This is a genomic window from Flectobacillus longus, assembly GCF_030056705.1.
Taxonomy (GTDB): Bacteria; Bacteroidota; Bacteroidia; order Cytophagales; family Spirosomataceae; genus Flectobacillus; species Flectobacillus longus.
Genome location: NZ_JASHIC010000036.1, coordinates 65,991 through 78,809, shown reverse-complemented (window position 1 = coordinate 78,809; position 12,819 = coordinate 65,991). Strand labels below are relative to the sequence as shown.

Genomic DNA, 12,819 nt, shown 5'->3' with positions numbered 1-12,819 from the left:
TTAATGTGTTAATTTTGTTCATGGCTCGTCTTTTTTAGTTTGTTTGGTTTTGCAACTACAAATCTAAAAAATTCAAGCCTTTTTTTATGATACTTCTGAAACCGTGATAATGTCTATTACTTAATAGAAGATTTTTTACTGAAATTAAAGAAAAGCCTAATAAAATCGTATTAGGCTTTGGGTGTTAAGTATTAGTGCTGAATTATGAGTTGTTAATTTTACACTCAAAATTCAGCACTTCTACTTCGTATACTATTTCAGGTATTTATCAAACCACTTGATATATCTTTCAAAACGGTCTACTTGGTAACTTGGTACCGAAATGCCGTGGAATTGTCCTGGATATACAATCAATTCTGTTGGAATACCGATTGTTCTTAAGGCTTGGTACATTTGTTCGCTACCAACCGCAGGAACATTATGGTCACTTTCGCCTACCATAAATTGCGTTGGTGTTTTAATTTTGTCTGCTTTTAGGAAAGGATAAGAAAGCTTTACATATTTGTCAAAATTCTTCCATGGAGAACCAATTTCATGTTCGTATTGCAAAATATATTGGTCGACACCATACATAGATGAAATCATGGCTACCCCTGCACCACTTGATGCCGCTTTGAAACGAGTATCTGTTGCAATAGTATAATCTGTCAAAATACCGCCATAACTCCAGCCTCCAATTCCTAATTTTTCAGGGTCAGCAATGCCATTTTTTACCGTATAATCCACTGCACCAAGAATATCTAGAACTTCTTTATTGCCCCAATCGCCACTGATGACTTTACAATATTCCAAACCACGCCCGTTACTTCCACGGTAGTTTACGCCAACGACTGCATAACCTGCCGATGCCAACATTTGTCTACTCAAATCAAAACCAAACTCGTCTTGCGAAACGGGTCCACCATGAATAAAGAAAATTGTAGGGAGCTTTTTCTTTGAGTCTATATTGGCAGGACGATACAAAATACTTGAAACAGTAGCACCATCTTTACTTTTTGAGGTAAATCCTTCTACAGTTGCAAGACTAATTTGCTTAAAGAATGCCTCATGATGATTCGTTAAGGCTCTTCTTTGTCCATTTTCAAAAGCATAGATTTCTGCTGGAAGTTCAGGTGTTGTGACCAACGAAGCCCAATCTCCATTCGGGTGTGCTTCTAATGAAGTAAATATTGCTTTATCTTGAGAGACTTTCTGCATCATAGCACCACTTAATGGAAAGTTGGCTACATAACGGTATCGGTCGTCCAATACGATTGCAAAAATAGATTTACCATCTTTTGCCCATCTTGGAGTATTTACGGGTCTATCAAGGGTTTTACTTAGTAAAGTCGGTTCTCCGCCATCAACACTAATCGTGCATAATACCGCATGGTCATACATGATGTAGTCTTCTGAGGCAGTACTACGAAGGTAGGCCAAAGTTTTGCCATCAGGACTCCAAACAGGGGCGTTGTCGCTCCCCGTCCAAGTGGTTAATTGTTTTGCTTCGCTTTTGGCTTTAGTTTCTATGACAAAAATGTCAGTATTTTCATTGCGGTCGGGGTCAGGAGTTCTGTTACTTACAAAAGCGATTTTAGAACCATCTGGCGACCATGCAATCGAGCTTACCTCATAGTTTCCTTTGGTTAGGGTATCAATCTTTTTTGTTGCCACATCAAACAGGAAGATATTTGAGAATGTTCTTTCACGATAACCTTCTACATCTTTTTTAAACAAAAAACGGTCAATAACGATAGGCTTTGGCGTTTTTGGTTTTGAGGTATCGGCTTTGCTTTCTAATACCAAAGCTATTTTTTTCCCGTCAGGGCTCCAAGCATATTCTTGTAAATCGCCTCCTTTGAGATTGGTTAGTTGTTTTCCTTCACCTCCACGACGGTTGAGCAACCAGATTTGGCTTCCATTTGAGCTACTTCTTGCTGATACAAATGAGATGTATTTGTTGTCTGGGCTCCACTTGGCTTGTGATTCGCCATCAGGAGAGTTGGTTAGCTGAATAGATTCTTTCCCATCCCAGCTTACCATCCAAACGTCTGTACTTCTTTTGTTTTTAACTGAATCTACAGAAGTTAGTGTATAGGAAACCCAAGCACCATCAGGTGAAATTTTGGCATCAGAAACCGATTTGATTTGATATACATCCTTCGGTTTTAAATTACGTTTAGTTGCATTTTGTGAGTACCCAATACTTGGAAGAATACCCAGTAAAAGTGCATAAAAGGAAAGTTTTTTCATAAAAAATGTTTAGTTGTTGAATTGGTAAAAATGAAAATAAGAGATAAACACAAAAAGTTAATTAGAGCGATGAGTTAAGTATTAGTGCTGAATGTATGAGTTGTGAATTTTGAATGTAAAGTATTGATAGTTAAAATTACACTCAAAATTCACAACTAGGACTGTATGAAAGATTTCAAACTATTACAGATTTGAGATTTCTGATTTCGGAAATATTGAAAAGTAACTTGATTTTTTGTAAAACATAGTTCAAAAAAGTTGGTCACACTTCCGAAATCCAACATCCTATATAGATGGTTCTTATATTTCTTCGTACACTACTAATTCACAACTCACAATTCATCACTCCAAACTCATCACTCAACACTACCTCAGAGTCCTTTTGCTAAAAATCCCCCATCTACTGCCAAATTCTGTCCTGTAATATAGGATGAAACGGGCATAGCAAAAAAGGCAATAGCCGAAGCTACTTCCTCAGGTTCTGCAACACGATTGAGGGGTGTTCTATCTAAGATTTTTTTGAGTCTGTCGGGCTGAGATAGTACTGGAACTGTCAATGGGGTTTTGGTGTACCAAGGCGAAACAGCATTGACACGGATGCCGTGTTTAGCCCATTCTACTGCCAAATTTCTTGTAAACTGTAATTCTGCCGCCTTTGTCATGCCATAAGGAGTACCAGAGGCAACATCGACCGACGCTGCCACCGAGCTTACATTGATTACGCTAGCATCCTGACCTTTTTCTAAAAATTCAAAACACAGCCTTGTCATAGCAATGGCGCTAAAAAGGTTTGTGTCAAATACTTTTTGGATTTCCTCAGGCTCATATTCGGTAAATTCTTTACGGATATTTGTGCCAACATTATTCACCAAAATATCAAGTGAACCCCATTCTTTTAAAATAGGAAAAATATACAATTCTCTATCTTCGGATTGGGTGACATCCGCTGCAATACCTTGTGCCACAAAGCCTAACGCACTCCATTCTTTAATACATTCTTGGATTTCGTCTCCATTTCTTGCAATAATGAGAACCTGTGCGCCAAGTTTCAAAAACTCAGTGGCTGTGGCTTTTCCTATTCCTTTTGTGCCACCTGTAATAAGGGCTTTTTTACCCTGTAAATTCCAGTTTGTCATAATATGAAATATTGTATCTTGAGAATTAGCGATGATAAATAGCCAATTCCTTCTATTTGATTTTGAAAATTACTTTAATTATGGTGTGAAAAGATAACTAAGGTTTAATAATTCGACGAAATAAAGCTAAAACAAGTTCAGATAACCTTTATTTTTAGCTATATTTGTTTACGAGCTAATCCCTCAATATTACTTCTTTTAGGTAGAAGAGCCTTATAAACCTATCAAAATTTCACCACAAATTTGGATAGGTCATACATCAACACGTCTAATACATAGTTTATTCATGAAATTATCAGCGGGAGCAGAGTTTATTTATCAAATTAAAGAGCCTACGCCTGTCGTTACTATGCTACGCCCTCGTAGTACAGAAGGACAATTTATTCAGGAAGATAGGTTGATTCTGAGTCCCTATACACCCATCGTAGAGTACATAGACTCGTTTGGAAATGTATGTCAACGTATGTTACTTCCCGTTGGAACTGTAACCATTCGTTCGGAGGTAGTGGCAGAGGTAGCCGACAATGTAGATGTCAATAATCAAGCAGCTTATGTTTTGATTGAAAACCTTCCGAGCGATACCTTACAATTTTTGTTTCCTAGCAGATATTGTCAATCAGACAGCCCTGTAATCGGTAGATTGGCGGTTGAAATTACCAAGAAAATTTGGTCAGGTTATGAGCAAGTTGCAGCCATTAGTGAATGGATTCATCAAAATATTGCCTATGAATATGGTGTAACAGAGTCTAGTACAACAGCATTAGATATTTTGGATTTGAAAAAAGGCGTATGTCGTGATTTTACACATTTGGCTATTTCACTTTGCAGAAGCATCAATATCCCATCAAGGATGGTTGTAGGCTATGTAAAGGAATTAAAGTATATCGATTTGCACGCATGGTTTGAGGTATATTTGGGTGGTAAATGGTACGCTTTTGATGCAGTACAAGATTGTACTACTGGCGGAAGAATTGTTATTGCTTATGGGCGAGATGCCACCGATGTTGCTTTGATTACACAATTTGGAAACTCTGAATTACTCAATATGAAAGTTTGGGTAGAACAGGTATAAAAACTGAAGTATTCCGAATTAAGTGATTGTTTTAAAATTTGTATTCAAGCGGTAGAGACACAGTGCGTTGTGTCTAAAAGGGTTTCATCATAAATTTTAATATTTAAAACGGCGTTCGAAATACTATTTTCGAACGCCGTTTTTGATTCTTTATTTTTGAATGACTTTTTTATATCTAAAGTAGATAGTCTCCACCCATAAAATCTATAAAGAAAAATCACTAAATCGTTCAATCACCAATCACTCAATAGTTCTACAATAAATGCGGTCTTTCCTTTTCAATTTTTAAAATCAATTCGCCAAAAAGGGTATTCGCCCATGCAAACCATTTTCTTGTAAATTTCGACGAATCGTCTTTGTCAAAAGACTCGTGCATAAAACCTGTGCCTGCGTGCGTATTTTTAATCATTTTCAATTGAGCCGCAATTTCTTGGTCGTTGGTGGATGTCATGGCGCGCATCACCAAACCAATATGCCAAATATTGTCTACCAGAGTATGCGGACTACCAATTCCTTCGGCAGCTTTACCCTTGAAGAAATAAGGGTTAAATGAGCTCAAAACAAACTTTCTCGTATTTTGATAAATAGGATCATTCACATCCACAGCTCCCAAATACGGCAAGCCCAGTAAATTTGGCACATTGGCATCGTCTTGTAACAAACGGTTGCCGAATCCGTCTACTTCCAACGCATAAATTTTACCAAAAGTTGGATGGTTATAAATGGCATATTCTTGAATTGCTTTTTTTACTTCGGCAGAAAGAGCTTTACATTCTTGTGCAAAAGGTACATCTTTCAAAACTGTTTCAGCGATTTCCCCCAATTGTTTGAAAGATACTACTGCAAAAAGGTTGGCAGGAGTATAAAATGGAAAAATTGTAGCATCATCAGACGGACGGAAAATGCTATGAATCATACCAATAGGCTTGGTTGGATTACCATATCCATTACCTGGAACCGTATCTGTAGACCAGAAGGTATTACGACCAAATTTGTAGCTTCCTCGGCTATTTTTACGTTGTTGTTCTTTACAAATTCTCAAAACGCCTTTCATTGCTTTTGACCAATCTGCATCAAATACAGATGTATCGCCCGTGGTTTTCCAATAGTGATAAGCCAAACGAATGGTGTAACAAACAGAATCTAACTCCCATTTACGTTCATGAAGTTCTGGCTTCATATCTGTTAAATCTTTGGTCCATTCGCTATTCCCTTTTTCAGCATAAAATGCGTTGGCATAAGGGTCGATTAAAAGACATTTTGCTTGGCGACGAACTACGCCTTCCAACAATTTGCGAATGTCTTCATTCTTTTTAGCTAGTGGCAAATACGGCCAAACTTGGGCAGTACTGTCACGCAACCACATGGCATCAATGTCTCCTGTAATCACAAAGGTATCTGGCTTACCGTTTTCAACTTTGTAATGAACAGTTGTATCCAAAGTATTGGGAAAACAGTTTTCGAATAACCAAGCTAGTTCTGGGTCTTTGATTTTTGATTTGAGTCTGGCAATCGTTTCTTCTACTGCTGGACTTGAAAAATTTCTTTTGTCGGCGCTAACACGTACAACTGGGAAGTCGGTTGCACCATAAGAGGTGTTTGAATAAAAGGCTAATCCAAGACCTGCTAATGAGCTGTTTTTAATAAAATGACGTCTGTTCATTTTTAAATAGTTTTTAAAAAGGGCTTAAAGGAAGGACAAAAGCCATTCCCTAGGTTTTACAGAAAATGAGTGATTTTGTAACAAAAATTAAAGCGACAAAGTTGTCGAAAAAATCATTAAAATGACAATATTTTGGATTTTTGCCCACTTACTTAAACTTATCTTTTGTTACCTCAACTTATATTCTAGCCTATGAAATCGCAAAAATCCATATTGCCACTTACTCAATTACCATTATTTGACAAAATCTGAGCTTAAATTGACCGTTTTTAGATTAGATAATTGATTTTTTAATTTCTGAATTGTAATCCTTATGAAACCAATATTGAGTCTATTTGTGATTTTTTCGTTGGCATTTTTAGCCAGTTGTGTAACACCCACTCGAACGGTGGTTGTTGATAGACGTCCTCGCCGAACCGTAATTGTTCAACAGCCAAGGGAAGTCATTGTTGTAGAAAAACCTGGACGCGGACGTGGTCACGGTAAAGGTAGGGGGCGAGGACATTGGCATTAATGGCTTTTAAACAAAACATGAGCCATATCTAATTGAGTGAATTGAGATTGAGTGAATGAGTGATTATTTTATGCAGAAGAGACGCAATGATTGCGTCTTAAGCTGAGTAAAATCTATCATAGTAGCATCAAAAAAGCGGTCGGAAAATTGATTTTCGACCGCTTTTTTGATGAAAACTTAGAGAATAACCCCAATCTTAAAATTCGGAATGACTCATATTTTGACACTATATTTCAAAATGACACCTCTTTATACACAAGGCATTGCGTCTCTAAGATAAAAATAGATTTTAAAATAATCACTAAATCGCTCAACCGCCATCCACTCAATATCAGACTAGTGCGAATCACGAGCGACCTCGCTTCCTGATTTTCCTTTCAAAAAGCTCATGTCAGCGCCCAAGTGTGCTTGCTCAACATGGGTGATATATAAACTCACATAGCCTCGGTTAATATTAAGATTGGGTGCTATCCAATTTTTGCGACGATTTTCAAGCTCTTCTTCTGATACTTCTAGTGTAAGACTTCGATTGTCGACATCCAATGCTATCCAGTCGCCATTTTGTACTAGCGCAATATTGCCACCAGCCGCAGCTTCAGGCGATACATGAAGTACGACTGTCCCAAAACCCGTACCACTCATTCTGCCGTCCGAAATACGAACCATATCTTTGATGCCTTTTTCCAATAACTTTTTGGGCAAACTTATATTACCTACTTCTGCCATGCCAGGATAGCCTTTGGGTCCAACATTTTTGAGAACCATCACCGAGTTTTCATCAATATCAAGGTCAGGGTGATCAATCTTAGCATGATAGTCCTCAATATTTTCAAAAACTACCGCTTTACCTCGATGCTTCATCAAAGCAGGAGTGGCAGCAGACGGTTTGATGACAGCGCCATTTGGTGCTAAATTTCCTTTTACCACGGCAATTCCAGAGTTGGGTTTAAAAGGGTTTTTCAGCGAACTTATGATTTCCGAATTGTAAATTTCAGATTGCGTAACATTTTCAGCTACAGTTTTACCATTTACAGTAATTGTATTTTTGTGTAAATGCTCCAGCATTTGTTTCATGACAGCAGGCAAGCCTCCAGCATAATACAAATCTTCCATAAAATGCTCCCCAGAAGGTTGAAGGTTTGCCAAAAGAGGAATATCCTGAGACAGTCTATCAAAATCATCAATCGACAAATCGACGCCAATGCGACCTGCAATTGCCAAAAGGTGAATGACAAAATTAGTAGAACCACCAATTGCCGCATTTACCTTGATGGCATTTTCAAATGCTTCTCTGGTTAGTATTTTACTTAAGGTCAAATTTTCCTGCACCATTTCGACGATACGTCTGCCCGAAAGTTGAGAAATAACTTTTCTTCTAGAATCTGCTGCTGGAATAGCCGCATTGTTGGGCAAGGATAAACCTAGAGCTTCTACCATGGTTGCCATTGTGGAGGCAGTTCCCATTACAGCGCAATGTCCTTGAGTACGTGCCATGCAGGCTTCGGCTTCTACAAATTCTTCTTGGGATAATTCCCCTAATTTGTATGCCTCAGCAAATCGCCAAACGTCTGATGTTCCTATGTCTTTGCCTTTCCATTTGCCTTTCATCATGGGACCGCCAGAGATGACAAGGGTAGGTAAGTCTACGCTACAAGCTCCCATAACCAGCGAAGGAGTGGTTTTGTCACAACCGCAAAGCAATACTACACCGTCGATAGGGTTGGCTCTGATGGACTCTTCGACATCCATACTTGCCAAATTTCGATAGAGCATGGCGGTAGGTTTGATGAGGGTTTCGCCTAAAGACATCACAGGAAATTCTACGGGGAAACCACCTGCTTCGAGAACGCCTTTTTTGACAGCTTCTGCAAGGTCACGAAAATGAGCATTACAAGGAGTCAGTTCTGACCAAGTATTACAAATACCAATGACAGGTTTTCCTTCAAAGAAATCAGAAGGAATACCTTGATTTTTCATCCAAGCTCGGTAGAGAAATCCGTCTTTACCTGATTTTCCAAACCAATTTTGGGAACGAAGTTGATTTTTTTTCATGTTAAAAGGTTTTGTTTTTCGGGATAGATGCTAAATTAATGTTTTCTGGAAATTATGATTAATTTTAGAGAGATTCAATTGGCAACGAAAACCAAAAGAGATAATTGACTTAGAATTTTACATTATTTTTTACATAAATTCGCTTAGCGCACAGCTTTTGCCTACTGCGTTTAGCTATTACTTACCTCCCAACACCCAATGTACAAAACTTTTGAAACAGAGCGGTTAATCTTAAAGCCGACAGACCTTGAAGATGCCGAATTTATTTTGGCTTTGTTGAATACCCCAAAATGGCTACAATTTATTGGAGATAGAAATGTCCAAGATGTGGATGATGCCATCGATTATATCAATAGTCGTGTACTATATCAATACGAGCGACTAGGATATGGTAATTATACGGTAATTCGTAAAGAAGATGGTGTCAAAATTGGCAGTTGTGGCTTGTACGACCGTGAAGGTTTGGAAGGCATCGACATTGGTTTCGCTTTTTTTCCTGAGTACGAAGGAAAAGGTTACGGCTTTGAAGCAGCTTCAAGAATATTAAAGGCCGCTATTGAAGATTTTTCTCTTAAAAAAATTAAAGCAATTACTAATTTGGAAAACTATGCTTCGCAAAAGCTACTTGAAAAAATAGGACTCGTCAAGGTAGACAAAATCATATTACACAACGATGAATTATTTCTTTTTGAACTGAATGTTTGAAAAATATAACGCCTTATGCGCTAGGCGAAATTATTTCCATTTTGCTTTAATAAGCTAGCCTATTGCAAAAGCCTAAGGCGGATAAAATTATTTTTCTATAAAACTATTTCTCTTACTTATGAAATCAATCGTTCTCTTTCTCTCAACATTTATTACTTGCTTTTCATTAAAAGCGCAAACTATTCATTATTTTGAATCTTTTGATCAGCAACGAATTGCCTATGAAGATACAGGAAAAGGCAATCCTGTACTTCTATTGCATGGATTTATCAATACAGGCGCCAATTGGCGCCGCACACAGCTTTATAAAGATTTGATTGCTAAAGGCTATCGTGTCATTGTGCCAGATATGCGAGGCAATGGTAAATCTGACAAGCCTCATGAGGAAAAATATTATCAAAATAATGCCGAAACCAAAGATATGATGACGTTGATAAAATCTTTACATATCAAAGAATATACAGTGATAGGCTACTCAAGAGGGGCAATAATTACTGCGAAATTATTGAGCTTAGACAAACAGGTTAAAAAGGCTGTTCTAGGTGGTATAGGTCAGCATTTTACTAATCCAGATTGGGACAGAAGGAAAATGTTTGAGGAGGCTTTTTTAGGTAAAGCGTATATGTATCCAGATGCGCAAGGAGCGGTAAAATATGCCAAATCTATCGGAGCTGACACTTTGGTGTTGGGGTATTTACAACGTTATCAACCTGCAACTTCGCCCAAGGCGCTGGCAAGTTTTAAAGGGAAAACGATGATTATCAACGGTGATGCTGATTTGGATAATGGCGACCCAAAAGTACTACAAGGCTTTTTTAAAAATGCAAAATTGGCGATCGTGAAAGGAGACCATAACGGAACTTATCGTACCGCTGAGTTTTCGAGTGAAATACTAAAGTTCTTGGAAGAATAGAAGTAGATGTTGTAAAGTTTCAGTATGAAGATACAAAGCTGGTATCTTCATACTGAGACATTTTATTCAATGCCTATTTTTTCGTAACGTTGTTTATAGTCTGTTGGAGACAATCCTGTAATCTTCTTAAAAACATCCCTGAATGCCTTCGTATCACTGTAGCCAACATCAAACATAACTTCAGTAATAGTTTTTCGACCACTTTCTAATGCTTTCTTTGCGGCTTCTATTCTTACTCTCTGGACGTATTCTATCACCGAATTATTGGTTGCTTTTTTAAATCTTCTCTCAAATGTACGGCGTCCTAGGTTGTGCTGCGCCGCTAATTCTTCAATCGTAATTTTCTTTTCAAAATGTTCCTCAATAAATTCTTGCACTAGCTTTATAGCGGTATCGTCGTGCATTTTTTGCCCATGAAAAATACTAAAAGAGGATTGGCTTTTACGGTTGATGTCTAGTACGAAAAACTTGGAAGCCAAAACAGCTAATTCTCGACTACTGTACTTTTCGACTAAGTGCAACAAAAGATTCCAATATGAATTGGCGCCTCCACTCGAATACAATCCATTCTGTTCTGTAATAATTCGATTGTCCATCAAGGTTACCTCAGGAAACATTGTTCTGAAATCATTGGCAAATAACCAATGCGTCGAACAAGATTTGCCATTGAGAAGACCTGTTGATGCCAATAAAAATGCTCCCAAACACAAACTTGCCACCTCGGTACCTTCTTGATAATTTTGGCGAATCCAAGGTAGAAATGATTGATTAAGAGAAAGAGCATCCTCTAAGTTTCCACTAAGGGCAGGAATAATAATCAAGTCTGGTCTTTGTGCTTCTGAAATAACAGCATCAGTGTGTATAGAAAATACACCATTGGCGACTTTTACTTCTTTGCTTTGACCCACTAATTGAACCTCAAATAAAGGTTGCTGACCTGCTTGAGACAGAAATTGGTTGACAGCTAGTAATAGATACCGAGGGTCGGCAACTGCTTCTATTACAGCAGTTTCGGGGACAATGATAGCTACTTTTTTCACAGATTTTAGGTTTGAAGTAAGGTTTTTGTTTACTTACAAATGTAAAAATTAATGTTGTCGTAAACAACCTTTATTTTGTCGTACTTACTATCTGTGACTAATTTTTGTAGACAGTATTTTTGTAAAAAAGAAACAATAAATAGATTTTCTGATAAAACATATTCAAAACTAAAAAACTTATGGCTTCTAAAATCTTTGTAAATCTACCTGTAAAAAATCTCCAAAAATCAATTGAGTTTTTTACGCATGTTGGATATGCCTTTAATCCACAGTTTACTGATAATCAGGCTACTTGTATGATAATTTCTGAGAATATTTTTGTAATGTTGTTAGAAGAATCGAGATTTCAGACTTTTACACCAAAACAGATTCCTAATGCTCACGAAACGTCTCAAGTATTGATTGCCTTGGACTCTGAGAGTAGGGAAGAAGTGGATGCTATTCTAGAAAAAGCTTTAGCCGCAGGCGGTACAGAGGCTCGACCAGCTCAGGATTATGGTTTTATGTACGGTAGAGCCTACAATGACCTCGACGGACATATTTGGGAGATTGGTTGGATGGACATGGAAAAGTTTATGGAAATGAAATAGTAATTATGAGGGGATAGGCAAAAAGGGGATAGTTTGCCTCTTTAGACTAGAATAAGGTGTTTGCTTATTTTTCCGAAATTAGAAATTACCAATCCGAAATGGGTTGAAATCCTTCGTACATTACCAACTCGCAATACTGCATAAACACTTAATTTCTCTTTATTTAACATGAAAAAAGACAAGATTATTTTTTGGGTAACCACCACGCTAATCTTCCTATTTGAAGGGGTAATGCCAGCGCTTACTTCTCAAACAGAATTGGCAAAGGAAGGAATAAAACATTTAGGCTATCCTGAGTATTTTGGTAACGCCTTGGTTGTATTTAAGGTATTAGGAACATTGGCATTGATGATTCCACAAGTACCCAAACGATTAAAAGAATGGGCTTATGCAGGCTTTGTATTTGATTTTATTTTTGCAAGTATTAGTCATGCCGCTGTAGATGGTATTGGCGGAGAAGCGTTTTTCCCCTTAATAGTTTTGGCAATTCTGATGGTTTCATATTTTTATTATCACAAATTGGAGGATGGAAAAGCATAAGTTCCTAAGCGTAGACGAGTACGAATCAAACTTTCCTGAGGATGTTCAATTAATTATAGGTCAAATACGTGATTTGATACGAGCAATTGCACCAGAAGCACAGGAATGTATTAGTTACAATATGCCAGCTTACAAGTACAAAGGTGTATTAGTCTATTTTGCTGCCTACAAAAATCATATAGGATTTTACCCTACAGGCTCAGGAATCAAACATTTTGAATCAGAGCTAGGACCCTATAAATGGGCGAAAGGATCGATACAATTTCCTTTAAATCAGGAGATTCCTTTTGATTTGATTCAAAAAATGGTAATTTACAGACTAGAGGAAAATAGGAGTAAATAAAACACAAGCCCTTGCCAAT

At 37.6% G+C, this 12,819-nt stretch carries 12 protein-coding genes; 7 read left to right on the top strand and 5 right to left on the bottom strand.

Features of this window, described 5'->3' with window-relative positions; translation table 11 throughout:
* Positions 1-252: 252 nt before the first annotated feature.
* Positions 253-2,232 (bottom strand): S9 family peptidase, encoded by a 1,980-nt coding sequence (locus QM491_RS22900; protein WP_283329858.1) that lies wholly within the window; start codon positions 2,230-2,232, stop codon positions 253-255.
* Positions 2,233-2,603: 371 nt separating this feature from the next.
* Positions 2,604-3,368, bottom strand: a complete 765-nt coding sequence (locus QM491_RS22895) for an SDR family oxidoreductase (RefSeq protein ID WP_283329857.1) — start codon at positions 3,366-3,368, stop codon at positions 2,604-2,606.
* Between the two features lie 286 nt (positions 3,369-3,654).
* Between QM491_RS22895 and QM491_RS22890 the strand changes: the two genes are divergently transcribed.
* The gene (locus QM491_RS22890) at positions 3,655-4,440 is read left to right on the top strand and encodes a transglutaminase domain-containing protein (protein WP_283329856.1); all 786 of its coding nucleotides are present in this window, start codon (positions 3,655-3,657) and stop codon (positions 4,438-4,440) included.
* 253 nt (positions 4,441-4,693) lie between these two features.
* On the opposite strand, the gene QM491_RS22885 is transcribed toward QM491_RS22890, so the two are convergent.
* Positions 4,694-6,103, bottom strand: coding sequence for a glycoside hydrolase family 125 protein (locus tag QM491_RS22885; protein ID WP_283329855.1), 1,410 nt, complete (start codon positions 6,101-6,103; stop codon positions 4,694-4,696).
* A gap of 313 nt (positions 6,104-6,416) precedes the next feature.
* Here QM491_RS22885 and QM491_RS22880 point away from each other — a divergent pair, with 313 nt between their 5' ends.
* Positions 6,417-6,617 (top strand): hypothetical protein, encoded by a 201-nt coding sequence (locus tag QM491_RS22880; RefSeq protein WP_283329854.1) that lies wholly within the window; start codon positions 6,417-6,419, stop codon positions 6,615-6,617.
* A gap of 336 nt (positions 6,618-6,953) precedes the next feature.
* Here the strand turns inward: QM491_RS22880 and QM491_RS22875 are convergent, their stop codons facing one another.
* The gene (locus tag QM491_RS22875) at positions 6,954-8,669 is read right to left on the bottom strand and encodes an IlvD/Edd family dehydratase (RefSeq protein ID WP_283329853.1); all 1,716 of its coding nucleotides are present in this window, start codon (positions 8,667-8,669) and stop codon (positions 6,954-6,956) included.
* A gap of 198 nt (positions 8,670-8,867) precedes the next feature.
* Here QM491_RS22875 and QM491_RS22870 point away from each other — a divergent pair, with 198 nt between their 5' ends.
* The gene (locus QM491_RS22870) at positions 8,868-9,374 is read left to right on the top strand and encodes a GNAT family N-acetyltransferase (RefSeq protein ID WP_283329852.1); all 507 of its coding nucleotides are present in this window, start codon (positions 8,868-8,870) and stop codon (positions 9,372-9,374) included.
* 118 nt (positions 9,375-9,492) lie between these two features.
* Positions 9,493-10,287 carry an alpha/beta fold hydrolase gene (locus tag QM491_RS22865; RefSeq protein WP_283329851.1) on the top strand — a complete coding sequence of 265 codons (795 nt, stop codon included), beginning with the start codon at positions 9,493-9,495 and terminating at the stop codon, positions 10,285-10,287.
* 62 nt (positions 10,288-10,349) lie between these two features.
* Here the strand turns inward: QM491_RS22865 and QM491_RS22860 are convergent, their stop codons facing one another.
* Positions 10,350-11,327 carry a GlxA family transcriptional regulator gene (locus tag QM491_RS22860; protein ID WP_283329850.1) on the bottom strand — a complete coding sequence of 326 codons (978 nt, stop codon included), beginning with the start codon at positions 11,325-11,327 and terminating at the stop codon, positions 10,350-10,352.
* A gap of 179 nt (positions 11,328-11,506) precedes the next feature.
* Between QM491_RS22860 and QM491_RS22855 the strand changes: the two genes are divergently transcribed.
* The 3 genes from QM491_RS22855 (at position 11,507) to QM491_RS22845 (ending at position 12,800) form a co-directional block, all read left to right on the top strand.
* On the top strand, positions 11,507-11,917 hold the full coding sequence (locus tag QM491_RS22855) for a VOC family protein (protein WP_283329849.1): 411 nt from the start codon (positions 11,507-11,509) through the stop codon (positions 11,915-11,917).
* Between the two features lie 168 nt (positions 11,918-12,085).
* Complete coding sequence (locus QM491_RS22850; protein WP_283329848.1) at positions 12,086-12,457, top strand: DoxX family protein; 372 nt, start codon at positions 12,086-12,088, stop codon at positions 12,455-12,457.
* Positions 12,444-12,800, top strand: coding sequence for an iron chaperone (locus QM491_RS22845; protein ID WP_283329847.1), 357 nt, complete (start codon positions 12,444-12,446; stop codon positions 12,798-12,800). Before QM491_RS22850 ends, QM491_RS22845 begins: the two co-directional genes overlap by 14 nt.
* Positions 12,801-12,819 lie beyond the last annotated feature (19 nt).

Coding starts and splice junctions, on each gene's coding strand:
- QM491_RS22850 (WP_283329848.1), top strand. CDS start 12,086: ATGAAAAAAGACAAGATTATTTTTTGGGTAACCACCACGCTAATCTTC.
- QM491_RS22900 (WP_283329858.1), bottom strand. CDS start 2,232: ATGAAAAAACTTTCCTTTTATGCACTTTTACTGGGTATTCTTCCAAGT.
- QM491_RS22870 (WP_283329852.1), top strand. CDS start 8,868: ATGTACAAAACTTTTGAAACAGAGCGGTTAATCTTAAAGCCGACAGAC.
- QM491_RS22845 (WP_283329847.1), top strand. CDS start 12,444: ATGGAAAAGCATAAGTTCCTAAGCGTAGACGAGTACGAATCAAACTTT.
- QM491_RS22865 (WP_283329851.1), top strand. CDS start 9,493: ATGAAATCAATCGTTCTCTTTCTCTCAACATTTATTACTTGCTTTTCA.
- QM491_RS22890 (WP_283329856.1), top strand. CDS start 3,655: ATGAAATTATCAGCGGGAGCAGAGTTTATTTATCAAATTAAAGAGCCT.
- QM491_RS22855 (WP_283329849.1), top strand. CDS start 11,507: ATGGCTTCTAAAATCTTTGTAAATCTACCTGTAAAAAATCTCCAAAAA.
- QM491_RS22885 (WP_283329855.1), bottom strand. CDS start 6,103: ATGAACAGACGTCATTTTATTAAAAACAGCTCATTAGCAGGTCTTGGA.
- QM491_RS22875 (WP_283329853.1), bottom strand. CDS start 8,669: ATGAAAAAAAATCAACTTCGTTCCCAAAATTGGTTTGGAAAATCAGGT.
- QM491_RS22880 (WP_283329854.1), top strand. CDS start 6,417: ATGAAACCAATATTGAGTCTATTTGTGATTTTTTCGTTGGCATTTTTA.
- QM491_RS22895 (WP_283329857.1), bottom strand. CDS start 3,368: ATGACAAACTGGAATTTACAGGGTAAAAAAGCCCTTATTACAGGTGGC.